Consider the following 26,940-nt stretch of genomic DNA (forward strand, 5'->3'; position numbering starts at 1 on the left):
TGGATACGCTTATAGTTTAAGTGATAAACCACCATTGATAATACGGTAGTTGGCAAAGCCAGACAAACCTGTTTCGGGATCGAAATAATCGAGTTTGCTCCAGGTTAAGAGGTTGTAACCGTTAACAAAAAACCGCAGCTTGCTGATTTTTGCCCTCGCCAATAATTTAACCGGCACGGTGTAACCTATTTCTACATTTTTAAGGCGGATATAATCGGCCCTTCTGTACCAAAAGCTCGAAGTTTGGGTATTGTAGGTGTTGTTACCGAGGGTTAAACGTGGCAGGGTTGCGTTTACCGGGTTTTGCGGTGTCCAGCGGTTTTCAGTGGTATAATCGAGCACATAACCGTAACCGTTGTTAAAGGCGAGCATTGATGATGGGCTGTAGTAGATCTCTCTTGGTAACCTGCCTTCAATCAAAGCATTAAAATCAAAACCTTTATAGACAAAACCAAAGTTTAAACCAAAAATGAAAAGCGGACGGGTATTAAGCGCTTTGGTATCTAAAAAGTTAATTACGCCATCGTTATTTAAGTCTTTGTATTTGATGTCGCCCGGACTTGGCGTGTAACCAGGGATATTTGCAGTTTTGCTGATATCCTCGCCTACCTGATAAAAACCGATGGCCTCGTAACCAAAAGTGGTACCAGGTTGGCCAGCACGGTACATCCACGGGTAAGGATAATTACCTTCCTGTAAACTGATCACCTTGTTTTTGGCGTAAGTAAAATTGCCTTTAACAAAGTATGAAAAATCTTTGCTCTGATCGGCAAACTGAACGCTTGCTTCTAGCCCATTGTACCTGGTGCTACCGCCGTTAACGGTTGGGTAACTTTGCCCGATAATGCCCGAAGCATAACCATTTGCAGGGGTAATCAGCTCGTCGGTATATTTATTATTGTAATAGTTAACCTCTACATTTAAACGGTTTTTTAAAAATTGCGCTTCAATTCCGGCATCAACTTTTAAAGCTTTCTCCCAGGTAATGTTGGGGTTTTTCAAAGCATTTTCTAAACTGCCCGAAACTGCTGTAGCTGTAGCGCCGAAGTTATAACCGGTTGATCCGATAGCATAATTCTGTAAATAAGTATAATAGTTTCCAGGATCAGCCCAGGCGGTTTCACCTATACTTCCGCGTATTTTTAAGAAATTAACCACTTTACTGTTAAACCAATCTTCTTTAGAAAGCACCCATCCCAAACCTGCCGAGGGTAAAAAGCCCCATCTTTTGCCTGGTGCATAACGGTTGTATCCGCTGTAAACCATCGAAATTTCGGCAAGGTATTTTTGATCGAAATCGTAATTGGCACTAATGCCCGCATTCTGGTAAATTTGGTTTAGCTGAGTATAAGAATCAATCAGGTTGGTTAAGTTATAAGTACCCAGCACGTTCAATGTGCTTTTGCCAAAGGTTTTATCATAACCCAACAAACCATTAACAAAAGTCTGTTTGTTCTGCGTGCCTAAGGTTGGTGCGCCACTATTGGCAATAATGGTACCATCGCTGCCCACTTTTGTATAGTTGGTACCCGTACTGGTGGTGACAGGATAATAAATGGCAAAAGTTTTATTACGAGAAATGGTTTGCAGGTAATAATTATTGATTGATAACAAACCCTTGGCCCACAATCCTTTTGTAATGTCATCCAGCTTAAATTTTAAACTTACATCGGCATTTAAAGAACGTTCGTTAAAACTATTATACCCCGAAGCAATGGTACTGGCCAAAATGTTGTTGCTGTACTGACTGCTGCCACCATAAGTGCCATCCGGATTTTTTTCAGGGTAACCAAGTGGCGAAGTTTGAAAAATGCTGTTCATGATATTTGAACCCAGGTTGCCAGGTTCGTTACTATTTTCTATCGATGCAAAAATGTTCAGCCCTAATTGGATGTTATCGTTAAAATCGATCTGGGCATTGGTCCTTAAGTTGTAGCGCTTGTAGTAATTGGTGGTTTCGTAGCTATTATCGGGACCGGAAATAAAGTTTCCATCCTGACTGAAATGCTCCACAGAGGTATAATAGCGATAGTTTTTGCCATTTCCTGCCGCATTGATGGTGTAACGTTGTTGTGCAGCGTTCTTTTTATAAATACTGTTGTACCAGTCGTTATTGGGTTGTAAAAAGGGATTATTGGTGCCGTTTTTATAAGCGGTGATTACATCAGCCGGATAGGTTGGCGTGGCCCCGGGAAAAGTATTCTTTTGTGCTTCGTTATATAGCTCGGCATAACTACCACCTGTAATAAAATTTGGTCTTTTAAACTGGTTCAGCACGCCATACTGTGCCGAAAAGTTCAGTTCGAAGGGTTTTTCCAGCGATTTATCTTTGGTGGTGATGTAAACAATACCGCCCGACGATCTTAAACCATACATATTGGCCGAAACCGCATCTTTTAATACAGTAATGCTTTTGATATCGTCTAAATTGAAACTCGTAAACGAACGCACAACGCCATCTACCACAATTAAGGGCGATTGACCACGAAGCGTAAACGAAGAAACATCGAACAGTGGCCCTGTGCGGCCCGAACTTCTGTTGCTGTATAAACCTGGGATTCTTCCAGATACGGCATTGGTAAGGTCGGAAACCGGAGTGGTATTTACATCTTCGTTATAAATGGTGGTGGTACCGGCAACATTACGGAGTTTTGATATGGTTTTAAACCATTGGTCTACATGCCTATCCTGTAAAGGTAATTTTGCCATCACAGAATCTTTCACCAACGAGTCGCCCGTTTTTTGGGCGTAAAGCATGTTATTGCCCAATGCAAAAAGCAAACAGCTTATACAAAGTGTTCTAAAACCCACTACCCGATTTTGAAAAGTAATTATTTTAATCATTTTGTTTGGTTTAGGTTTCCTATTTAATTAAGCTGTCCACGCACCAGCCCATTAGGTTGCTGAGCAGAAGAAATCTGCAGATATATTTTTTCGCTCTGCAGTTTTGTGGCCATTGCCGCATCAACCCCTACCGATCCTGAAGCTTCACGATTGGTATTAAACGCAGGTGTTTTTAAATCGATAAAAACTGCACCCGATGTGGTTTCAGTACCGAGATAGATTTTGGCACTTCCAGGGGTATCATTGTTTTCGAGTGCCTTGTCGAAATAGATGTCGTAATGCACTTCCATATTATCCATCAAGTATACCATCGCGACGGCATGGTCTGTTCTCCCGCTAATGGCTGGCAAAACTTTTGAGGCCGATAGGTCTACCTTCCATTGTTTCTTAATAAAAATTTCAGAGGTGTAGGTATCTTTTTTGCAGGCGCTAAAAAACAGCAGCGCAAGCGCAGGCATCAGGCAATGCCTTTTCAGTGTAAATAGGTTCATAAAAATTTAGTTGTTGATTGTTTAAGGACGTTGATTTAGTTGATCATCCATTTTTGTTGATTCATGTGTACGAACAAGAACTGCCTATACAGGTCCCTAAATTTTAAAAGCACAGCTTTTGGTGAAAGTAGTTTTTGTTTCATGGTTGGTTTGGTTAATATTTACTGCCAGCTTTGTGATGGATTGATATCAGATTTGCCTGCAGCGTTGGTTGTTAGTCAAATTTGGTTAAGCCAATGGCAGAAATGGTTAATCTCTGCTGATGATTGCTCTTTTATCACCTTGCATTCGCTTTACCAAAATTAGTTGGGCATAAAATGAAAAAGGTAGAAAATTGTAAATGAAAGGGTAGAAAAACTGTAATCCTTTAATATTTTGATATGTTCGCGCTATATTTAAGGGAAATACATCAGGAGCTATTTTACTATTAGCTATAGGATGGCCAAAAAACTAGCTTAATTTTATGAATCTGCGTTTAAACGCTTTATGGTTTTTGTCAATGCTTTTTATCTGCACCTCTTTGTGTGCCCAGAAAAATATTGTTTTTAACCACCTCAGGATGGAAAATGGCCTGTCGCAAAATTCGGTGATGGCCATTGCGCAAGACAAAAACCAGTTTATTTGGATGGGTACCAAACATGGATTAAACCGCTATGATGGCTATCGTTTTAAAATTTACAATAATAATGCCGATAACGTCAACAGTATTTCGGATAATGTGATTAATACCCTATTGAGTGATACCAAAGGAAGATTATGGGTAGGTACAGAGACCGGGCTGAATATTTACAATGAAAAAACCGATCATTTTTATCGCATCAATAAACGGAGTTCTGCAAATTCCTTTAGCTGCGATTCAGTAGAATGTTTATATGAAGATCCTCAAAAAAACATCTGGGTAGGCACCTATAATGGGCTCAACCTGGTTATAGATGCTGAAAAGCAGATTTTTAAGAAATTCCTCTTTGATAAGCCCGATTATAAGTCTGGGCTCAACTGTGTTTTCTCGATTTTCAAAGACGAAAAGCAAAACCTTTGGGTAGGTACTTATAATGGCTTAGTGCGTATTTACCTGATTAAGGGCAAATATCACTTTGAGATTTTCAGACACAATCCCAATAACAAGAACAGCATCAGTTCTAATGCCGTAAAAAGTATTGTGATCGATAAACAAAAGCGGCTTTGGTTAGGCACCTACAACGGCTTAAACCTATTCGATTACGAACATAAAACCTTTAAACGATACCAAACCAGTGCTATAGATCAAAATTCGATTGTAAATAATGACATTAGAAAACTAACCTGCGACAAAGCGGGTAATATTTGGATCGGTACACAGGAAGGATTAAGTATCCTCGATCCAAATACGCGAAAATTTAGTAATTACCGTTACGACCCGGAGCAAGCGACCGGATTGAGCCAGAATTCTATCCACAGTATTTTTCAAGATCTTAACGGTTCAATGTATGTTGGTACTTTTTATAAAGGGGTAAACATAGTTTATCCGTCTGCTACGCCATTTACTGTATTCCGGAATTCGAAAAAACAACAGGGCTTGAGCAGCGATATTGTAAGTACCATTGTTGAAGATCAATACCAAAACCTGTGGATTGGAACAGAAGGCGGTGGTTTAAATTACATAAACAGAAGCAACAATACCTTTACCTATTATAAATCTGAACCTAATAAGCCCAACGGACTCAACTCCAACTTAATTAAAACCTTATGCCTCGATAAAACCGGGCAATTATTGGTGGGTACGCACCGCGGGGGCCTTTATGTGTTTAATCCAACTACCCATAATTTCAGGAAAATAACTAATGTAAAGGATGTAAAAAATATGCCCAGCAGTTCTGAAGTGATCGCGATAATGGAAGATAGTAATGGAATGGTTTGGGTAGGTTCCAGAGATGGTTTATCTACCCTGAACAAAACCAATGGAATTTATGCCAGCACCACGGTTAAAAGCATTGTAGAAAAAAGCTTAAAGAACCAATATATCGAGGTAATTTTTGAGGATCGAGCCAAAAACCTCTGGATCGGCACCAGGGCAGGATTATATGCCTACAACCCTGCATCAAAAAGAATTACAGCTTATTATCTGAATAAAGCCAAAGGTTTAAAGTCAGAATATATCAATTGTATCATGCAGTTGAAAAATGGAAATATCTGTATCGGAACAGCTTTGGGTGGATTGAGCATTTTCGACAATAAAAGCAGAAAATTCAAAAACTACAGCGAAAAGGATGGCTTGCCAAACGGTAATGTATTGGGAATAATTGAGGATGACGAAAATAACATGTGGATCAGTACAGATAAAGGACTATCCAAATTGGTTTCTAAAACGGGAAAATTCATTAATTACACTAAAAGCGACGGGCTTGCAGGCAACGATTTTAATATCCGATCGTTTTTTAAAGATAGTAAAGGCGAATTATTTTTTGGCGGTTATGATGGTTTAACAGCCTTTTATCCCAGCCAGATTGATATTAATAAGAATGTTGCACCAATCACCTTTACCGAACTCAAACTGTTCGATCAACCCGTAGCGGTAAATGCACCAGATGGATTGTTAAAAGAAGATATCAAAAGCACCAAACAAATTACGTTTAAACACGACAACAACAATTTCAGCATTGGTTTCGCTTTACTAAACTACATTAAACCAGAAAAAAACACTTACCGTTATATCCTCAAAGGTCATAGTAAAAATTGGGTAAAAACCGATGTACCGATTGTTACCTTTACCGATCTTCCTGCCGGCAATTATACCTTTATGGTTACAGGAAATAATAATGATGGTAATCCCAGTGGTAAAGTTGCAACGCTTAAAATAACGGTGCTTCCACCCTTTTGGGCTACCTGGTGGGCCTATCTTATTTATTTGGCTTTCTTTTCGGGCTTACTGTTTTTAATTGTACGTTATCTTTTTGTACGTGCCCTGCTTAAACGTACGGAAGACATTCAGAAAATGAAACTGAATTTCTTCACCTATGTGGCCCACGAAATCAGAACACCACTTACCTTAATTCTTGGCCCCTTAGAAAATCTTTCCAGGCAATATCAAACCGATACAGAGTTAAATCGTCAGATTATTCCTATAAAAAATAATGCCAACAGGCTAATGCGGCTTATTACCGAGTTAATGGATTTTAGAAAAGCTGAAACCGGGCACCTTACCCTGCATGTTACAGAAGATAATATTGTCGATTTTATTAACGAAATTTTCATCTCCTTCTCTCATCTCGCCCAAACAAATGATATACAGTACGAGTTTGTACACGAGCAGGAAAACATCAGTCTATTTTTTGATAAACGGCAGCTCGAAAAAGTATTGTTCAACCTGTTATCTAATGCCTTTAAATTCTGCAATAAAGGTGGCAAAATATCTGTTTCTCTCTTGGAAATGGAGAATGAAGTAGCGATTAGCATTTCAGATAATGGATTGGGCATACCTGCAGAAAGTTTAAAGAATCTTTTCAGCGATTATTTCCAGGTAGATGAGCAACATTCAAATCAAATCGGTTCGGGAATAGGTTTGGCACTTTCTAAAGCAATTGTAGAAGAACATAAAGGGCATATTACCGTAGAAAGCACACCTGCTGAAAATAATGAACGTGGTTTCACAAATTTCACCGTAAGGTTAAAGAAAGGAAAATCACATTTTAAAACGGCTCTTTTTGATGGCGTAAAAGATTATTCAAGCTTTCCTGATATCTACACGCAACAAGCAGAACAAGAGGTAACAATTTTAAAATCCGAAAAAGAAACTGATATTTCAACCGAAACCATATTGGTGGTGGAAGATAATAGCGAAATCAGGCTACTAATTGCATCACTGGTTGGCAAACATTACCAGGTAGCGGAAAGTGAAAATGGATTAATGGGTTGGGAAACGGCTGTTGAAACACTGCCCGATCTGATTATCTGCGACATTATGATGCCGATAATGGATGGTATAGAACTTTGCCGCAAACTTAAGCAAGACGAACGGACCAGCCACATCCCTGTTATTATCCTTACAGCCCGCTCTTCTCATATCCACCAGGTTAGTGGTTTAGAAACAGGCGCCGATGCTTACATTACCAAACCTTTTAGTCCTGAATTGCTTTTACTTAACGTTCGTAATTTACTGATGTCGAGACAGGTAATGCGTCAAAAATTCCTGAAACACATCCATTTACAGCCGAAAGAACTCACCATAAATGCCATTGATGAAGCTTTTATGCTAAAACTCTTAAAATACATTGATGAACATATCGCCGATGAAGATTTTGGGGTATCTGAACTCGCTTCAATGGTTGGGATGAGCAGGCCTATTTTGTATAAAAAAATCAGAAAACTCACTAACCTCTCCGTAAATGATTTCGTTAAATCGATCCGTTTAAAGAAAGCGATGGAGCTGTTTAAACAAAATAGGTTTACCATTTATGAAGTGGCTTATCAGGTTGGCTTTAACGATCCAAAATATTTTAGCAGGGAGTTTAAAAAACAATTTGGAAAAAGTCCGCGGGCGTTTATGAATGGTAATGAAGAAGAGGATTAGTTTGGTAAAGAGTCCTTAGTCTGTAGTCCAAAGTCTTCAGTCGATCACCCTCGGTTCGTCATCCTGAATTTATTTCAGAATCTTAATAACAAGATAGATTGCGATGATTTGAGACAGCATTACGATCGCATAAGACAAAAGAGTTAAAAACAAAAGTGGAGAAACCTTTAAAAGATTTCTCCTCCAAAGGAGTTCCTTTGGAATATTATGGTCGAAATGACGAATTCTATTACTTTGCTTCTTCTAATTTAAGCACCACACTGGTTCTGGTAGTATTAAGAATAGGATTAAAGCCCACTTTCATCAAGAAATCACCTGTATAAGTTTTAGTAGCATCTATCGATGATTTTGTACCTGGATAAAGGTTGATTTCTTTAATGCGGTACTTCTTTGTTGCATCTAAACCGTTCAATTTAATTGGATACTTACTATTTTCACCATAACGGAAGTTTACCAGGTAATTGAAAATAACACCTTCGTTTTTTTGCGCATTCACATACAACATGGATGCTACGCTACCCGTACGTGGATTAGTCAAACGGTATTGTTCACCTTGCCAGATCGTTTGTTTTACATCGTTATAGTTCTTAATCGCCTCCTGACAGAACTGAAGCTCTTTTTCAGGTAATTTACTCACTACAATATCAAAGCCCAATTTGCCCATCATGGCTACATCGGTACGGAATTTTATTGGCTGTTTTCCCCAATCGGTTACATGGTTGGAACTGCTGATGGCCGGATAAAAATAAGAGTATTCCCATTGCATAAATATGCGCTCTAATGGGTCGGTATTATCACTAGGCCAAAACTCTGTAAAATACTGTAAGGCAGCATAATCTACCCTACCACCTCCACCAGAGCATAACATCATGGGCACCGTTGGATATTTTGCACGGATTCTTTGCAATACACTATACAATCCCCTTACATAATCGATGTAAAAATGAGATTGATTTTTTAAATGAGCGGAGTATGCATTGTAAATTACAGCATTACAATCCCATTTAATGTAAGCCAGTTTAGGATTTTTGGTAAACAGACCATCTACCACACCGAAAACAAAATCCTGTACTTTTGGGTTACTCAGATCGAGTTCTAATTGGTTTCTGAAATAGTACTCAGGTCTGTTTGGCTGTTTTACCACCCAATCTGGATGTTTTTCATAAAGTTCGCTTTTAGGGTTAACCATTTCGGGCTCTATCCAAATTCCGAATCTGGTTCCTACATTATCGGCCTCTTTTACCAAAGATGCTATTCCGTTTGGCAATTTCTTCTTGTTCTCCTGCCAATCGCCAAGCCCGGCATGGTCATCGTTACGTGGATATTTGTTCCCGAACCAACCATCATCAAGTAAAAAGAAATCGACACCCAGTTTTTTGGTATCTTTTAATAAATCGGCCAATTTTTGCTCATTGAAATCGAAATAAGTGGCCTCCCAGTTATTCAAGAGGGTTAACCTACTGCCTTTACCATCTAATATTTTATAATTACGCGCCCAATCTTGCAGTTTTCTGCTGGCATCGCCTTTTCCCTGGTCAGAAAAAGTGTACAAAAAAGCAGGGGTTGTAAAAACCTCACCTGGTTTTAAACTATAGGGCGAAGCATAATTGTTCATTCCGGCAATAATGCGGAGGTTATCCTGGTAATCCAGTTCAAGATCGATCTTAAAATTACCACTCCATTCCATTGCACCATACAAAACATTGCCTTCATTTTCTTCAGCAGGTTTATCTAACGAAATCATAAAAACAGAAGGTTGAAACAAATTTGCCCTCGTACCCAGTTTGCTATCCAAAGTTTTAATACCATGGGTAATTTCACTTTGCTCTGGCTGCATTTCTTTGGCCCAATCGCCATGATACTGATTTAACCAGAAACGTGGTGATTTTAAGTGCAGATTGGCCGATGCATATTTATGTAATACCACTGTACCTTTCTCATTATGTTTAATCTCTGTCCATTGTTCTATTACATCTTGTTTATAAAAAGACTTATAAAACATGGTGACTTCAAAATTGTAAACCGGGTCTTTCAACCTGATTTTAAGTAGGCTCACATTATCATCAATAGCCGTTACGGCATGATCAACGTATTTCAGATCGAGTGAGTTATTGCCATCGGCATGGGTAACGCTAATGGCTGGTTCTACAAGATTTCTCGATCCTGAAGGTGTATACACCGAATTTAGCTGACCGGTATAATCTTCAGTTTGTTTATATTGAGCAGTAACTTGGGCGTATTCTTGCTTATTTGCCAGTTTTTTTCCAAAAAAGATAGTGTTTACATCTTTCTTTACATCGGCCTGTAATACCATGGCATTATGCGCGGTTTCAATAGGAATAACGGTTTGGGCGTTAATATTGCCAACGGTAAAGAGTGAAATGGTAATGGCCAATGCCCCACGCTTGATGTAACCGGTAATTTGATCTGACTTGTTCATTTGTGTTTTCAATGTTAATCGGGTAATGTTTATAGGTAGTTGATTTTATTTATTGTTTATTATGATTTTGAAGATGATGGCATCTTTTGGGCCCACACTTAAAGCTTGGTTATTTTTGAAGTTTTCAGTTTTTTGAGTGATCAAATTCTGACAGCGGTACACTTCATCGATTTTTAAACCGATTCTCGAAAAGTCAAGTATAAAAGATCTTGATTCATCGCTATAATTAAATAACGTGAGATATTTCACATTTCCAACCTGTTTTACAAAAAGTTGCGAAGCCGATTTGCCCCTATTCCCTTCTACCGGAAGAAATGCCTTTCCATCTTTTAATACGTTTAAGATTTCGGTATTGTTCAATAAACGCTGTGCTGTATTGCTCCATTTGCCCTGTCGGGAAAAATCATCGCCGGTAATGCAGGATCCCGTAACAATCGCTGATAAAAACCTGGCCGTATTTTCCTGTTCAGATTGATCGGAAAATACCACGTGATCGGCATCAATATAGTCGTAAAGATAAGTTTGCCACCAGCCGTTGCTTAAACTATTTAAAGTGTACTCGGTATCTTTTATTGTTTTAAACGCATCGCAGGCAATGCGGCGTACATGTACATAACGACCAGATGCCAAACTTGGCGATATGGCTGCGTAAATCAACATTTTATTATCCAACTGTTTTAATAAAAATTCCATGCCCGCTTTATATGCTTGCATCCCCGTAGTAACCTTCGGATCGTAAAAATGATTGGATTCTATTGCAGCGTGACCTAAAAAGTCGATTTTAATCATTTCAAAACCGCATTCTTTAAACTTTTTAATCACTGTAGCAATACGTTGCTGCGTACCTGGATGCGTTGGATCGAGCGCCCTTGCGCCATCTATATCATGGTAGCCTGAACCGATTTTGGTCCACATCTCGCCAAATGTACAATCGCTTCCTTCCGCCTTGCGGGTACCGCCACCAGCGAATCCCCAATCTACAAAGGGTGCCCAGTAAATGCCTGGTTTTAATCCTTTCGATTTAGCATAATCAGCAAAGGCTTTTAGTTTAGAGTAGTCGCCGGTTAAGCCCCCTTTTAGCAGGTTATCCCAATAAGAATCGAGATCGATATACGCTACACCATCGCTTCTAAAGGTTTTTAGGCTATCAGCAAAAAAATCGACAACCTGATTGGCTTTTTCGAGTGTTATTTTCTCTTGCATTACACCCCAACTGTTCCATCCCACCGGAGTTCTGGCTTTCCATTTGAAAACAATAGGCGGCTCTGCTATCCGGTTGGCTCGTGCATAGGTCTCCATACCCGAACGCCAATCGGCAAAAGCACCAAAAAATACTTTTGACGAGCTGATGGTATTTCCTTTTAAATAACCATGTTCAATTTTATCGCGGGTAATGCTTTCTTCGGTATAACCACAAATGGCCTGTATATTTATTTTTTTATCAGCATTCATGCCCGTAATGATGCCTGTTTTCCAGTTGCTATGTTCTATCGAGCCAATTACAAAACCTTTTCTGGACTGATCGTGATACAAAGCCGTAACCTCCGCGCTTGGATTACTTGTGTTGGCCTTTAATGGAACGGCATTGTAAGAAATAAAGGTATCGTTATCAAAAGGAACAAATAAACTGGTTGGTACTTGTGAAGCTTCCTGATCGATTAAATTTCCATTTATAGGCACCATATGGTTGATGGATAGATCAGTGCCTAGCAAAGTAAGGCTGATCATAAAATAATTCTTACCTGCATAGGTATAAAAAACCTGTTGCATAGTTGGTAAACCATGCTGCTTTAACAAGAAAACATGTTTAAAACCCTTTCCAAAACCATCCATTATAACTGTTTTGGTGTAGCTAATCTGCGAGTAATTTTTAGAACTGATTATCTTTTTCTGATGTGCTGCCTGCGAAAAACCATTTAATAATAGTTGCACCGCTCCATCTGATACCCGAAAAGTGCCGGTTTTAAGGTTGTAGTCTATTTTTCCTGCCCGACCATAATTGATTATAATCGCTGACGCTGACCGTTCAGAAAATAACAGGATCAGTAAAATCAAGAATAGCTTATGCCTGGATAAAAATTTAAGAACCATTTATTTACTTAATTTGCTCGACATTATTTCGGTTAATTTTCCATTCATTTTTAGCTTTACCTTTTGAGGTACGGCCGAGGCAATTCTGTAATTTGTAATTTTACCATCTTTCCAATCCATATCAACTGTAAAATTACCCCTTGCCTTTAATCCTTTAATTTCACCAAAAGCTTTCCAGGCATCAGGAATAGCAGGGAGCAGTTCGATAAAACCATCATGACTTTGGATCAGCATTTCGGCAATAGCTGCAGATGCACCAAAATTCCCATCAATCTGAAACGGTGGTCCGGCTGATAACATATTTGGATAAACGCCTCCGCCGGCTCCATAATTAATATCGGTTCTCAAAGTAGGTTTTAAAATCTCTCTAAACAGTTTAAAAGCCCTGTTACCATCCTGCAATCTTGCCCAAAATAACTGTTTATAAGCAATTGACCAACTTGGTCCATCATCCCCCCTTACTTCTAGTGTTTTCTTTGCAGCCTCTGCCAATGCCGGAGTAGCTGTTGGCGTAATTAATCCGGCAGGATAAACCCCATATAAATGCGAGATGTGCCGGTGCTGCGGATCGGTTTCTTTATAATCTTCCAACCATTCCTGTATCCGGCCATCTTTGCTGATTAAACCCACTGGTGGAATAGATTTTAATTTTTCTTGTAACGAAGCACTAAAGGCGGCGTCAGTTTTAAGCAGTTTGGCTGCAGTAATTACATGATTAAAAAGCTCCCTCACAATCTGATTATCGATAGTTGGCCCCATTGAAATGCTTGCTGTTTTTCCGTTGGGCAGGTAAAAAGTATTCTCTGGCGATACTGATGGCGAAGTAACCAGCCAACCTGTTTTTGGATCTTTAACCAAAGCACTTTGATAAAATGCAGCTGATCCTTTTAAGATCGGGTAAATGCTTTTCAGGTATTTTAAATCACGGCTATAGGCAAAATGATCCCATAGATTGCTGCATAACCAACCCGAACCTGCATTTGATGCACCCCATGAGGCACTTTCGCCAGGCTCGGTAAAGCCCCAAACGTTCGTAATTACGTGGGCAATCCATCCATCGGCATTGTAATATGCTTTCGCTGTTCTTGCACCTGGCCCAGTTAAATTTCTTACCAATTCGGCCAGTGGAAGATTTAACTCTGAAAGGTTGGCCGGCTCAATAGCCCAGTGGTTCATCTGTACGTTTACATCTAAATGATAATCGCCGTTCCATGGCGTGTTGATCTGGTTTGCCCATAAACCCTGAAGATTTGGTGGCAAAAGTCCAACCCTTGTACTGCTAATGCTTAAATACCGACCGAACTGAAAAAACAAGGCGCTAAGCGAAACATCATTTTTGTAATCTTTATAGAAACGATCTAACCTCACGTCTGTTGGCAGTTTAGCGGCTTCGCCTTCTCCTAAATTAATTTTCAACCTGTTAAAGAGTTTAGCAAAATTTGCGCTATGATTTGCAAGTTCTAAACTATAAGCTTTCTTTTGAGCCGCTTGCAAAGCCTGTTTTACCCTGGATTCAAAATCCGCATGCTTAAAATCGGTTTCTGCCGCAACGTAAATAATCAGTTCAGTTGCATTTTTTATTTTAAGAATGTTCCCTTCGTTTGTTAGCGTACCATCTTTAAGTTTTGTACTTACGCGGCTCAGGTATTTCATTCCCTTACCATCAGTACCGTTATCCAGCTGGCCAAACATCAGCAGTTCATTACCTTCGCTAGCTAATGTTGCTTTTTCTGATCTGCTGATCGAAATATTACAATTGAGTTTATTAGGTTGATCGGCTGTGAGGCGGATGATATTTACATCATCATCAAAACTGCAGAAATATTCTCTTTTGTATTTTACCCCATTGAGCGTAAATTCGGTTGTGGCCACCGCTTTATCCAGCGATAATGTTCTTTTGTAAACTTCGGGTTTTACATCTTTAACGCCAGAAAATTCATAATCGAGCTGCAAATTACCCAATGTTTGGTATTTGCCCCAATTCGCTCCACCCGATCCCTGCCCTTTGCAAACAAAATCGCGGTTAACCAATTCCTGTGCTTCATCGTTTTTACCTTCCAATATCAGCTGCCTAATTTTGGGTAAACTTTTATACGCTTCGTAATTATTGGCATCTTGTTTCCCACCACTCCATAAAGTGATATCATTCAGCACTATATTCTCCCTGTTAATGCCCCCATCTGGTGTCATGCCCAATTTACCATTACCTAAAGGAAGGGTTTCCTCCCAAATTTTGGCAGGTTTATCGTACCACATCGTTAAAGGCTTTTGCTGGGCAGCGGTATATTCACCTATGAAAAACGAGAATAGTGAAAAAATAATCAAATACTTCTTATACATAGTTTCATTTGTGTGTTGTTATACTCGTAATTAAAAAAGGTTTTAACCACAGATGTACACAGATAAACACGGATTTTATATCTATGTGCTCCTTTTCATCTGTGGTTAAAATGGATCCAGTCACCGGGATCGTCATTTCGACTGGAGTGCAACGAAGTCGAGAAATCTATCTATATAGATCTCTCTATTCCGCTGCGCTCCAGTCGAGATGACGGCCCTTTTGTTTGAATACTTCATTCGAGATGTCGAAATTCAATTATTAATGAATTGAATTATATAAAAAGATTACTGTTTATTCCAGAACCTGATTTCGCTCATATTACTATAATTCCCATCACCAGTGGTTACATGTTTAATCCTGATGCGAATATAACGAATCGGTTTTCCTGCATTATCCAGTTCTGCGGTTATTGCATTTTTGCCATCATCGCTTCTGGTTACATCTTTTAAAAGTGTCCATCCCTTACTTATTGCTTCAGCTGGCCAACCATTATTACTGGCTGATAAAGTAGTTGTGGCATTGGTTAAATCGGCTGTTCCCCAAACCTCAAAACGATCCGGATTATTGCAACAATCTCTTCCGGTTTCTTCAATACGCGATAAATTGGTATACACCTTACCTAAATCGAATGTGATTACATGAGGCATTCCGCTATTACCCGCACTATGAAAGATATTTGGATAACCTTGTGGCCCTACGCTTCCATCCCAAAGTTTACTGATGCTGGTACCCGATTCGTAAGTTGGCGCATCGCCTGGCAAACGCACTTCGCTAAAAAGCGAGCGATCGCAAAGTACATAATTATAAACCCTTGGAAAAACAGAATAGGCGCCTGCGTCAAAAATATCCAATGAATTTCTTTGCGGAATATAAGAAGAAAGGTACTGTATTTCAGTCCCCGTTTTATAGCTGGGAAGAACAATAGAATTGTCTTTAGGTAAAAGCGTAAGTTCTGAGGCGTTTCCCGAGGCATTGGTATATTTAATAACCGTACCCGTATTTATAGTATCGGGTGCATTAAAATTAAGTTTAACAGATCCGTCAGCATTTACAACATAAGGTTCAGCAGCATTGTAAGCCCTGTTCAGCAAGCCATTTTTGTAAATTGGCCCGAATACTTTTACATTGTTTACTTCTTTTGGAATTGATCTGTTCCCATTTTTATCATAAGAGTAAATCGTAAAAGAATAAACAAATTCCTGAAGGTTCGGTATCGTCGCAAAAACACTATCTGTTTTGCTATTGATTGCTATTACCTGAGAATCTACTTTATTATTATAGTAAATCACGTACTTTACAATACTCGGGTCGGAACTTGATTTCCATTTTAACTGTGCACGAAGATTTCCCGGCCTGCTAAGCACTTCTTTAGGACTACCCGTATAGATAATTTCATGTCCATCAAAAAAGTCCCTGAAATCTGTTTGCTGTTTTTTGCAGCCCATTGTAATAGCCAATGTAAAAAGGCCGACTAAAATTATAAGATTTTTCATCCGTATATAATTATTTTTCTGGTGATGAAGCCGTTACGGTTTATCGATCTCTTTGCGTGAATAAATCGTAACAGTTTCATTTTTTTAAAATTTGATATCAGATTCAATTAGTACTATTATTGTGCGGTGCCATAAGGTGTAAATTCCATCAGGTGAGCTGCGGCTTCGTTGCCCCACACCGTTTGTACGGCTATCCGGAGATATTTCACTGGCGGGGCTGCTATAGGTACTTTAAAGCTGACGCCGTTTCTAACAAAATCGTTATCTGATGAATTGATTGCGGTAGGAAGATTACCCGATGGCGGATCTGGAAAGCGGAAATTACCAAGATTTACCCAATTCCCGATAATCGTACCTTCAGCAGCTGTTACAGGAAGCTGAACATCAGTCGGCGTAGATGAGTTCGTCCCCCAAAGTGCAAATTGCTTAGGATTTGCAAATTTGTAGGTATACTGGTCTCCTGTTCTTTCGTAGAGCACAAAACGGCTTAACTTATAGGTTTTTCCAATACTAAAACTACAAGAATATGGAAGTGAAACGCCGTATCTCGTATGCCAGCCATTTCCATCCTGTTTCCCATCCCATAAATATGGTAGCGTCCAGCCAAAGTCAATCGGGCTGTCTGTGTTCAGGTTTAATGCGCTGAATTTTGATTTGTCAACCGCTTCTTCGGCCAGCGGGATTATTGCTTTCTGAAGCGTGTCTGAAATATTGCCCCATCTGTCAGTAACGTACACCCCAAACCGACGTTCTGTTGATGAAAAACCAGTAACCGAATAATCGATTTTTGGATCTTTAGTAAAACGCTGATCCTCGATTTCCAGGGATTTGGTATTGTTATTATAACTCAACACCACAATACCGATCTGTTTTTTTAGTGGATTCTCCGCTTTAATATTCACCCCACCAAAATCAGCAGAAAGATCTAATGATGGACGCACAACTGAATAAACCGGAGTTAAGGGATTAACCGTAACGGTAACAGGATCAGACATTACGTTTGCCCTCGAAACGGTGTAAAGGGTTACCTGGTATGCTTTTGCTTTTGCAAATCCTTCAACCACTACCGTATCCTGGTAATAGGATGATTTTGTCTCCCGGCCTACATTGTCATTTATCTTGTACTTGGCAAGCACATAAAGAATATTCTGTGAATTGGGAAGGTTATAGGTGATGTTTGCACCTCCGTTAAAATTGTCGACCTTAATATTGCTTACGGGTAATGGTTTAGTTGTATCTTCAGAAATAACGGCGTTAAAACCATTATTTTTCTTGCATGCCACTATGCCAATAATGATCAGCATGATCAAACAACGAAAACTATATTTTTTTATATTCATGATCAAATCTTCTTTAAATATTACCAAAATGGATTTTGAACTAAATTGGGGTTAACCGCCAGATTATCAGACTTAATAGGCCATAAATAATCTTTTGTATTAAACACCGGAACAAAAAGATTACGCGGACGATAGTAGTTCACCGCCTGATCGTCGAAAATGCTCCATCCCTGCATCGGTTTGGCCATTACCGTCTGTAGTTCTTTCCATCGGCGTAAATCCCATCCCGGCATACATTCAAAAGCAAGTTCAATCCTTCTTTCCTGATGAATGATTTGACGAAGACCTGCCTGCGTGCTATATTTTAAAGGGCTTGTAGAAAGCTGAGCCGTCCACGATTCTGCAACTGTCGGAATTTTTGCTCTTTTTCTTACCTCGTCTATATAAGGCAATACTTCAGAATAGTTTTTTCCCTGCTCATTCAAAGCCTCTGCATAAAGCAGATAAAGATCTGAAAGCCTCATTAATGGAAAATGAAAATCTTCGTAAGACAAACGATCATTATAAACGGTTAGATAATTGACCAGTTTTTTTGGCCAATAGCCTGAAATGTTGGTGTGACTTCCATCTTTCGGACCTGCAAAACTCGTAGTACCACGTGCCTGTACATAATTTGCATTTGCCGGATCGCCCAGTTGACCGTTGCCATACCAAACACCGCCATCAAATCCAATAGATGCGTAAAATCTTGGTTCACGTTTAAAATGTGCTTTAACAGTTTCATAACCATTATGCACATAGTATTGATCTTCGGTTCCTGCAGTTTTTAAAGTGTAGCGGTCTCTGTAATCCCAGGTTTTATCCTCATCAATAGGTAGCCCGTTATTGGTATAAAACAACTCCTGCTGTGCAATGGGAACAGCGAAGAAACCCTGAGCGCTACCTATATTCAGGGCAGCGGCAGCATTAAGACGAGGGATACATCTTTCCTGTTTTCCAAATCCGAAAACCGGAGCCATGCCCCATATCAATTCTGTGTTCTGCTCCCATTTATCGGTAATTGCTGTCTGAAACGAAAGTACATTAATCAGTTCCTGGGGTAGATTAGCGGGCATATTTGCTGTCGGAGTAAAGGTGTGTAACTTCAGTCCGGCTGCCAAACATGCCTTTAATGCCTCATCGCAGGCCTGGGCAGCACGGTCCCATTTCCGTTGATCTTTTTGTGGGTTAAACAGCTGTTGCCCATCTTTATTACTAAGCCCGGCGTAATCAGCGTTGCCATTAAATAATGGGCTCGCAGCAGTTACCAAAATCTGAGCTTTAACGGCGCGTGTAACAAGTGAAGTCACCCTGCCAAGTTCCTGTGTCTGATTTTGGATTTGGGTCGGCAAATCCGGCGTAGCCTCATCTAATAACTGAACCATATAATTTACTACTGAATCTACAGGTTTTCTTTTCACCCTTGTAGCCTCTATCGAACTGTTAATCGGCAGGTTAACATTGGTGATTGGAATAGGTCCATACATCCTGAACAGGTAAAAGTGATAATAGGCTTTTAGGAATTTCACCTCCGCAATCCATCTCTTTTTTTCTGTATCGCCAAGATCTATCGGCTTGTCGATATTTTCCAGCATCGTATTACAGCGTCTGATGGCGTTGAACATTGCCTGCCCTCCCTCATTTCCATCCCAGTAATTTAATCCAGGGTTGTTGCTGGTCTGCGTACCCCTCATCATGTTAAAGCCAACGGCATTAATACCCTGCGTATCGTTCAATTCATTCTGCCCCGGGAAAACAATTTCACCCGAAGTAGAAAATCCCCCGTCCATCCATGGCTCCTGCAACCGCTGTAATGTACTATAACAGGTGAAGAGATAATTTTCAGCCTCGTTACGGTTTCTGAACGCATAATCTATTGTACCTACATTGTCTGGGGTAACGTTCAGGTACTTTTTGCATGATGCCATGGACAATACCATAACAACAGCATATAAAATTTTTGAATATAATGGTTTCATACCCTAATTCTTTGTTTTAAACTATAAACTAACATTTATGCCCAGGTTGTAAACTTTCTGCAATGGGTAAGAAAATCCATTGCCACCTATTTCCGGATCCCACATTTTAAATGGGCTCCAGGTTACCAGGTTAAGTCCGCTGAAATAAACCCTCAGGTTTCTGAGTTTAATCTTACTTGCCAGCGTTCGGGGTAAGGTGTAACCTACTTCCAATGATTTCATTCGGAGGAAACTGCCATCACGTAACCACCACGAACTATTCTGGCGGTTATTTTCAATCACCGCACCGTTTATGCCAAGCCTTGGATACAATGCATACAGATTCTGATTATCTTCAGACCAATGGTCATCTGCGAACTGTTGGATCACTTGGGTATTACCTGGTAACCATGCATCGGGGCTTTTAATAAACGGACTTGTTCTTGCCGGATCAATTACAAAAGATACACCTGCCTGTCCCTGGAAAAACATATTAAGATCGAAGTTCTTGAAACCGGTTGAGATGCCAAATCCATATACAATTGTGGGTACGGTAGGGTTTCCGAACCATGTTTGATCTTTACCGTCAATTACGCCATCATTGTTTAAATCGCGATATTTGATATCGCCACCCATTGGTGCGACGCCATTGGTACTGAATATCTGTTTAGGGGAGTTTCTGGCTTCACTGTCGTCTACAAATAAACGTTCTGCGATGTAGCCAAAATTTCTGTTCAGGGCAACACCATTGTGCAGACGGTACTTATCACTGAAATCAGGTTCCTCGTATTGTGTATATTTGTTTTTGGCCAAAGTAAAATTGGCTAAAGCTGATACCCATAAATCGTTACTGAAATTATGTTTTCCGTCAAGCGAGAATTCGATACCCTGCGATTCTACCTTTCCTATGTTAGCGGAGATCTGTGATTCCAATCCCGTTGTACTCGGAATATCTTTTCTATCCTGAAGGATGTCTGACTTAAAGTTTTTATAAACCTCTGTGGTAAATCTTATGTTTTTGAGGAGCGTTAATTCCAATCCCAGATTGATCTGCCTCGATACCTCCCAGGTAACATCCCTGTTTTCATAATTGTTGATCGTAACCCCGTTATGTGAGTAACCAAGGTTAGTTCCGAATGAAGCCGGATTTCCGCCGTTCAGGTTAACGTCTGATAAGTAAAAAAATCGTCTGTCACTGATCGCATCATTACCAACCAAACCGTAGCTACCCCTGATTTTCATGCGGCTGATCACATTGGAAAGATTTCCATAGAATTTTTCTCCAGATACGATCCACGAAGCACCAACAGTTGGGAAGAAACCAAACCGATGGTTTTCTGAGAAACGTTCCGAGCCATTGTAACCAAAGTTGAACTCTAAGAAATATTTACTCTTATACGCGTAAGTAGCACGTCCTGAAAGGCCGAGATTCCGGAAGGGTAAAGAATTAAATAATGTAGTGGCGTTTGCGTTGAGCAATTGCTGTTGTGTACCGATCAAGGCAGCACTTACATTGTGGTTTTCATTAATATCTGCTGAATAATCGAGTACACCCTGTAGATACAGAAAGGTATTAAGCGTACTCTGCCCTGCGTAGTAGTTTAGGTATTCCCTGGCCTGATCAGGCTTGTTATTGATCCAGTTTAGTGTATATTGGTTAGATGCCTTGTCGTACGACTGAACATTATAAAAATAAGGTGCATAGGCTAACTCTGATTCGAATCTGGCGTATCTGTTGGTACTGAAGATTCCTTTAAAGTTTAGGCCTTTTGTAAGGAAATCCAGTTTTTGGTTAAGCTCAAGTTGTGCGAGCATCCTCGATTCTGAAAATCGTCTGTTTCCTCTTAACAATGCAGCGTATGGGTTAATGTTTTTTACATCTGTAGAAGAAGTAGGCGGTGTGCTTCCATCGGGCAGCACTGTAGCTTCGGTATTGTTACCAAAAAGAATGTGCTGAACACGTGCATTGGCTTTGTCTGGTTCGTAATAGGCCGGAAAATCGACCGGGCTTGTGTGTGTAGCTATATTATATAGATCTGTTGCAAACGACGGGTCATTCGTCATAGGGCCTACATATTCATTAAAGTTACCCGATAAACGTACAATCAGTTCGGTAGTATTGGTTAGATCAATATTTACATTCGATCGTAACTGATAGTTTTTAAAACGAACGTTATTGTTATTGTTGTTTCTGATATCTGTTTTCAAGATTCCATTATCATTCGAAAAAGATCCGGCTACATAATACCTGGCTACTCCACCACCACCGGAGATATTCAGGTTAGCCCTTTGTGTTGATGTATTTTTTTTAAATAACATATCCATCCAGTTTACCGCAGGATAAACGTAAGGATTACTACCAGGGGCACCAGCCAATGAAGCCTGTGTGTTTAATATTTTGTTCGGAGTGTATGGTGCTCCCGGCGAATTTCTTGTACTCAGCGCTTCGTTGTAAAGCTTCATATAGGTAACCGGATCTGCAATTTGCAGCGGGCTAATCGGTGAAGATGTGGAGCCCTCCATGCGAACGCTAATCTGTGCTTTCCCGGCTTTCCCCTCTTTAGTTTTAACAAGGATTACACCGTTTCCACCTCTGGCACCATATAACGCCGTTGCACTTGCATCTTTTAAAACTGAAAAACTTTCAATATCATCCACTTGGAGGCGCGCCAGATCAGAAGAGGTCATTTCCACATTATCTATCAAAATCAATGGGTCTCTTCTATAACCAAAGGTAGTTACTCCCCGAATAAAGAAATTAGCATTGTCCTGGCCGGGTTGTCCACTCGGCTGAAATGCAACAACACCTGCTATTCTACCAGCAAATGCGGTGGTAAGGTTACTGGCAGGCACTTTTAAATCACCGGGCCGTACAGATGTTACCGCACCAACGATGGCTTCTTTTCGTTGTTTCTGCCCCAATGCTGTAATCACAACCTCGTCTGCCTGTACCGCATTTTCTGCAAGTTTAACGTTAAGTATGGTCGTGTTTGCAGTAACTGTTATTCTTTTTTCTACGTAACCCACAAACGAGAAACGGAGTTCGACACCAATGTTCACATCGAGAATAAACCTCCCATTGTTATCCGTTTGGGTACCGGCCTTAGTACCAGTAACAGTGGCCACAACAACGCCCGGAATGGCCATTCCTGCCGAATCGGTAACCTTACCGGTAATGGTTTTCTTTCCCGTTTGAGAAAAGCCTGTGGCGGGCATAAAAATCAGGAAAAACACAAGAATCGAACCGGTCAATACCATTGCATTTCTTAACCTGTTGGGCACCGATAAGTGCCCACAAAACAAAAATAATTGCTTCATTTGCTAATTAGCTTTTAAATGAGTGAATTAAAACTATTTAAGATAGATGTGAACAAACAGCAGTATTAATGCCCTTTAAGATTTTGTAAATCTGATGGTCGCCATTTAGCGATCATAAAAGAAGGAAATTGCTTCCCGGTAAAGTAATTTGTAAAATTTCTCATATTGTCTGGTTATTTGGTTAACGAAAATGTAATCTGGACTGGATTAACTTTTACAACAGTTCATTTAATTGTTTCGCATCTCTAACATGAAACTAAGCACTGAAACGCAATCAAATTGTTATTTTATCCTATCCTATCCTATCCTACTATTTTCGAATACAATTATAAACAAAAAAACTAATATTCCAACTTTCTAGAGATAAATCGTTTAAGAATAATGAAAAGGATTAAACCAGCATATCAACAGCATGGAAAAAGGATTTCTGCCAAATGTAAATTTAGGCTGATTCTTAATCTTTGGAAATGAACGGTTCTATCCTTTGGCGGTTTTCAGCCCCGCTCTCCGTTACTCCCGACGTAAAGTCGGGGACCACTGCGATCGTATTTAGTATAAAGTTTGGTGCTTTTGGCAACATACCGGGAGCAGACCTTTCGATTATAAACCTGACAGCAGCGGCAGCCTCCGATTTTTTCTATCGGAGCTAAAGTGGATGGCAGGGCTACAAAGGCTAAGAACTACAGCACGCTCGTTTTCAAAAAAAATAGCTCTTGATGTAAATTTAGATAGCTTCTAAGATTTTGAACAAGAAATTGCTTGAGTAAGAATATGAACTGTGTGAAATAGAGATTAGCTGTCGTGATGAAGTTTGCACTAAAGTGAATTCCTTCTCATCAGTTTATTCTCCATAATGTGTTTAATGGGTTTCAAACTGAGTACAAATTCAGCGGCCAGGCGGCCCATATGCGCAAAATCGATAGAAAATGTAGTAATCCCGTCAAATATGATCTCTTTCACATTATCATCATTATGCGAAAGAATACCTAAATCTTTACCCACCTTTAAGCCTTTTACCTTGGCATCTTTTAACATTTCCCAAAGTTCGAGGTTGTGGATGGTAAAATAAACCTTATCGGGTGCAATACTGCCAGATTCATAACTGTTTTTAATTACACCATTAATCTTAAACTCTTTTATGAAACGCTTAAATGAAACCAAAACTTCATTGGGCTCTGCAGACGATGGTTTAAAAAAGAAAACAAACTCTGAAAATTCTTTTATCCGGGGTGCCAGTTGCAAAAACGCATTATAAGAAGCTTTCTCAAATTCCTGAACGATGTAAGAATACTCGCCTTTCAATGCTACGTACCGGTCTACCATCAGGAGTTTTTCTTTGGGTAACTGTTCTAGTATTTCTTTGGCTTCGTTGCTTTCTATTGGTGCAATAACATACAAACCATACTGGCCTTTATTGCTGTTGATGATAGATTCGAAAACACTTAAATTATTGTGGTGGAAATATACGTCAACCTGAATATTTTCACCTAAATGGTCGCGGAAGTTCTGGTAAAAAGTTTCCTGAAAGGTATCGAATGCATAAATTAATAAACAAACCTTAAGGTGTTGTTCAGTATCATCAGTAGCTACAAAATAACCCCTTCTGTTTTTCGATTCTAAAATCCCCCTGCTGATCAGTTCTTTATATGCTTTGCCAATGGTTTCTTTGGCAAAACCTGTTTCCCTCATCATTTCGTTAACTGAAGGCAGAATATCTCCCTTAGCAATCAGTTTATGGTTTAGGCCATTAATGATTCCCTGAACAAGTTGTTCGTGTTTCGATAAAGAATTTATGATACTCAAATTCTTGATTTCAATGAACAGCTTTTCTTTATTCATGCAACTCCATTTAGTTTATAATCGATTTAGTTTAAGGTAATTTTGCTCGAAATATATAAATTTAATAGTGAAAATATTTAATTTTTTTATCGCTATACCAGCTGTTGATCGATCGTATTTAAGAAAATTCTTCATCGCGAGGCAAGCCGGCCACGCAATTACTTGCTTAAAAAGCAATCATTTGCACCTTAAAAACGAGCAAAATGCTTTTTTCATTGTAATGCCAAATTTTACATCCTGCAATATTAAATCCAGTTAATTACAGTGCATAAATAGATGATAATATCCTGTCGCACAACAACAAAAAAATGTTAAATGAGCAGAATAAAAATGCTCCATGAAACAACAATATGTAACAACCGGTATAGGAAATTGTCTAAAACTTTTAACGAGCTCAGAATGTTAATTAATAAAATAAGAAAGAACATGGGAATTTTAAAAACAGCAATTATTGGCGCTGCAGTTTATGCCGGCGTAAAATATATCACGAAGAAAGATCCAATTACCGGACAATCGATAGTTGATGAGTTATTGGATAAGGCTCCAGGATGGGTAGATAAAGCAAAAGGATATACCGAAGATCTGAAAAACAGGGCAAGTAATGCCGCCGAAGACTTAGCCAGATGAATACCTGGAAGAAAGCAGGAACTCCAATACACGAGATACCTTTTTCTTTAAAATTACAAACAAAAGCGTCCCGATTTAAATCGGGACGCTTTTGTTTGCAGTTTAAGATAATAACATATGATACCGCACTAAGGTGCTAACAGTTGATAATACTAAGAGTGTCAGATGGTAACATCTGATACCACTATCGGATTAAAATGCATCAAACCAAAGTTTGGTGGTTAATAAATCTGCACCCTGGCTGCTCACCGCATTTTTATAATTCTGTCCGTTTAACGATTGTTCAGAACCTGGATAAATAAAACGTACCGGAATTTTGCCATTCAACACGGTATTAACAGATGCAGTTAATTGGGGATAATCTAACCTTCTCTGCTCTGCCCAGGCTTCTAAACCCTGACCAAATAAAGCAATCCATTTTTGTTCACCGATTGATTTTTTATAATTACCTGCATCATATTGTACTGAAGCCTGATTAATATAATCATCAACAGCACTTCCACCAATACTGTATTGATCAAATGATGCCCTGATGGCCTGTTTATACAGATCAGCTGCATTTTCGGCAGTAAAACCTCTTGCAGCGGCTTCTGCCCTATCAAAAAGCAGTTCGGCATAGCTAAAAATCACAGCAGGTGCTTTTGGTGCTAAAAAATAAGTTCCTGGTCTGGAAGAATTTGCCAAACCTATTGCACTGGCTTCTGAATTTGTTGAGCCATTCGGAATGCCTACATACGTTTGAGGTGTAGCATTATCAGTTTTGCTTGCATAAACTGGCAACCTAGGATCATTTAGTGCAAAAAGTTTATCCACGATGGTTTTGCTGATCCGGTAATCATTCCTGGTTTCGAACGAGGCTGCTACCGGATTTTGCTGAGGTGAATCACTGTAGAACAGTTGTGCATTCTCCGATTTGCTATTAATATAAGTACCACCTTCTGCAAGTATTTCATCAATTACCTGTTTAGCTTTAGCTGGCTCTTTATCTGCAATGCGTAATGCGATACGGAGGCGTAAAGAATTGGCAAACTTTTTCCATAAAGCAATATTGCCGCTATAAATCACATCTCCACCTATAACTTTTCCTGAAGCTGGATCTAAAGCTGCCTGTGCAGTCTTTAAATCGTTAAGAATACCGTAGTAAACATCCTTTTGTTTATCGTAAACTGGTGTAACAAACTGTTTGATTTTTCCAGCCTGTGCGTACGGTATATCCCCATAAGCATCGGTAAGTAACAAAAAAACCCACGATCTCAGTACCAGGGCTACACCTTTATAATTTGGATTGCCCTGTGCATCGCCTAATTCGATAATTTTATTAAAGCCAGCAATACTTTGCGCATAACCAGTAGACCATAAAGAAGTAAAACTACTGTTCGAAAAGATATAACGATCTTCTTCGGTATATTGAACTTTAGCCCAGTGTTGTGCAAAAAGCAGACTCGAGTTCATGTTATTGGTTACCCCCCAATACGTATCAGCTGTAGTTTTAGTGGTACCAGTAAGTAAATAATCGGGTTGCGGAATTTCCGGAGCATTCGGATTAATGTTTACCTCATCAAGTTCTTTATTACAAGATGAAAATGCAATTGCCAGAATAGCCAGTATATATAGTTTTTTATTTTTCATGATG

Annotated in this window: 13 protein-coding genes; 2 read left to right on the forward strand and 11 right to left on the reverse strand. The window is 39.4% G+C overall.

The genetic code is table 11. The annotated features are described in order from the left end of the window. Window positions 1-9: 9 nt before the first annotated feature. Both LQ201_RS09650 and LQ201_RS09655 read right to left on the reverse strand, forming a co-directional pair. Window positions 10-2,844, reverse strand: a complete 2,835-nt coding sequence (locus LQ201_RS09650; protein ID WP_230141806.1) for a SusC/RagA family TonB-linked outer membrane protein — start codon at window positions 2,842-2,844, stop codon at window positions 10-12. Window positions 2,845-2,867: 23 nt separating this feature from the next. Next, window positions 2,868-3,335 (reverse strand): CHRD domain-containing protein, encoded by a 468-nt coding sequence (locus tag LQ201_RS09655; RefSeq protein ID WP_230141809.1) that lies wholly within the window; start codon window positions 3,333-3,335, stop codon window positions 2,868-2,870. 559 nt (window positions 3,336-3,894) lie between these two features. Between LQ201_RS09655 and LQ201_RS09660 the strand changes: the two genes are divergently transcribed. After that, on the forward strand, window positions 3,895-7,881 hold the full coding sequence (locus LQ201_RS09660; protein WP_230141819.1) for a hybrid sensor histidine kinase/response regulator transcription factor: 3,987 nt from the start codon (window positions 3,895-3,897) through the stop codon (window positions 7,879-7,881). Between the two features lie 229 nt (window positions 7,882-8,110). Here LQ201_RS09660 and LQ201_RS09665 read toward each other — a convergent pair whose 3' ends face one another. The 8 genes from LQ201_RS09665 to LQ201_RS09700 all read right to left on the reverse strand — a co-directional run bounded on the left by LQ201_RS09665 (window position 8,111) and on the right by LQ201_RS09700 (window position 24,680). Beyond that, window positions 8,111-10,321, reverse strand: a complete 2,211-nt coding sequence (locus LQ201_RS09665) for an alpha-galactosidase (RefSeq protein ID WP_230141827.1) — start codon at window positions 10,319-10,321, stop codon at window positions 8,111-8,113. A gap of 45 nt (window positions 10,322-10,366) precedes the next feature. Then, on the reverse strand, window positions 10,367-12,412 hold the full coding sequence (locus LQ201_RS09670) for an alpha-galactosidase (protein ID WP_230141830.1): 2,046 nt from the start codon (window positions 12,410-12,412) through the stop codon (window positions 10,367-10,369). Beyond that, window positions 12,413-14,752 (reverse strand): glycoside hydrolase N-terminal domain-containing protein, encoded by a 2,340-nt coding sequence (locus LQ201_RS09675; RefSeq protein ID WP_230141831.1) that lies wholly within the window; start codon window positions 14,750-14,752, stop codon window positions 12,413-12,415. It abuts the gene before it with no gap. Window positions 14,753-15,037: 285 nt separating this feature from the next. Continuing rightward, window positions 15,038-16,246, reverse strand: coding sequence for a DUF4998 domain-containing protein (locus LQ201_RS09680; RefSeq protein ID WP_230141832.1), 1,209 nt, complete (start codon window positions 16,244-16,246; stop codon window positions 15,038-15,040). A 116-nt stretch (window positions 16,247-16,362) separates the two neighbouring features. Then, window positions 16,363-17,586: a DUF4959 domain-containing protein gene (locus LQ201_RS09685; RefSeq protein WP_230141833.1), complete on the reverse strand. Its 1,224-nt coding sequence runs from the start codon at window positions 17,584-17,586 to the stop codon at window positions 16,363-16,365. A gap of 20 nt (window positions 17,587-17,606) precedes the next feature. Continuing rightward, entirely contained in the window at window positions 17,607-19,544 is a 1,938-nt protein-coding gene (locus LQ201_RS09690; protein WP_230141834.1) for a RagB/SusD family nutrient uptake outer membrane protein, read from the reverse strand. 21 nt (window positions 19,545-19,565) lie between these two features. Then, on the reverse strand, window positions 19,566-22,841 hold the full coding sequence (locus tag LQ201_RS09695; RefSeq protein WP_230141836.1) for a TonB-dependent receptor: 3,276 nt from the start codon (window positions 22,839-22,841) through the stop codon (window positions 19,566-19,568). Between the two features lie 816 nt (window positions 22,842-23,657). After that, window positions 23,658-24,680 (reverse strand): GntR family transcriptional regulator, encoded by a 1,023-nt coding sequence (locus LQ201_RS09700; RefSeq protein WP_230141843.1) that lies wholly within the window; start codon window positions 24,678-24,680, stop codon window positions 23,658-23,660. 426 nt (window positions 24,681-25,106) lie between these two features. On the opposite strand from LQ201_RS09700, the gene LQ201_RS09705 reads away from it, so the two are divergent. Continuing rightward, entirely contained in the window at window positions 25,107-25,307 is a 201-nt protein-coding gene (locus LQ201_RS09705; RefSeq protein WP_036670470.1) for a hypothetical protein, read from the forward strand. Window positions 25,308-25,499: 192 nt separating this feature from the next. On the opposite strand, the gene LQ201_RS09710 is transcribed toward LQ201_RS09705, so the two are convergent. Continuing rightward, window positions 25,500-26,936, reverse strand: coding sequence for a SusD/RagB family nutrient-binding outer membrane lipoprotein (locus LQ201_RS09710; RefSeq protein WP_230141845.1), 1,437 nt, complete (start codon window positions 26,934-26,936; stop codon window positions 25,500-25,502). Between the last annotated feature and the right edge of the window lie 4 nt (window positions 26,937-26,940).

Origin of the sequence: Pedobacter sp. Bi126 (assembly GCF_918698245.1) — a bacterium.
In the GTDB taxonomy this organism is placed as follows: Bacteria; Bacteroidota; Bacteroidia; order Sphingobacteriales; family Sphingobacteriaceae; genus Pedobacter.

Bases quoted from the DNA above. Each gene is read 5' to 3' on its own strand.
- LQ201_RS09705 (WP_036670470.1), top strand. From the start codon at position 25,107: ATGGGAATTTTAAAAACAGCAATTATTGGCGCTGCAGTTTATGCCGGC.
- LQ201_RS09695 (WP_230141836.1), bottom strand. From the start codon at position 22,841: ATGAAGCAATTATTTTTGTTTTGTGGGCACTTATCGGTGCCCAACAGG.
- LQ201_RS09655 (WP_230141809.1), bottom strand. From the start codon at position 3,335: ATGAACCTATTTACACTGAAAAGGCATTGCCTGATGCCTGCGCTTGCG.
- LQ201_RS09680 (WP_230141832.1), bottom strand. From the start codon at position 16,246: ATGAAAAATCTTATAATTTTAGTCGGCCTTTTTACATTGGCTATTACA.
- LQ201_RS09700 (WP_230141843.1), bottom strand. From the start codon at position 24,680: ATGAATAAAGAAAAGCTGTTCATTGAAATCAAGAATTTGAGTATCATA.
- LQ201_RS09710 (WP_230141845.1), bottom strand. From the start codon at position 26,936: ATGAAAAATAAAAAACTATATATACTGGCTATTCTGGCAATTGCATTT.
- LQ201_RS09660 (WP_230141819.1), top strand. From the start codon at position 3,895: ATGGAAAATGGCCTGTCGCAAAATTCGGTGATGGCCATTGCGCAAGAC.
- LQ201_RS09690 (WP_230141834.1), bottom strand. From the start codon at position 19,544: ATGAAACCATTATATTCAAAAATTTTATATGCTGTTGTTATGGTATTG.
- LQ201_RS09670 (WP_230141830.1), bottom strand. From the start codon at position 12,412: ATGGTTCTTAAATTTTTATCCAGGCATAAGCTATTCTTGATTTTACTG.
- LQ201_RS09675 (WP_230141831.1), bottom strand. From the start codon at position 14,752: ATGTATAAGAAGTATTTGATTATTTTTTCACTATTCTCGTTTTTCATA.
- LQ201_RS09650 (WP_230141806.1), bottom strand. From the start codon at position 2,844: ATGATTAAAATAATTACTTTTCAAAATCGGGTAGTGGGTTTTAGAACA.
- LQ201_RS09685 (WP_230141833.1), bottom strand. From the start codon at position 17,586: ATGAATATAAAAAAATATAGTTTTCGTTGTTTGATCATGCTGATCATT.
- LQ201_RS09665 (WP_230141827.1), bottom strand. From the start codon at position 10,321: ATGAACAAGTCAGATCAAATTACCGGTTACATCAAGCGTGGGGCATTG.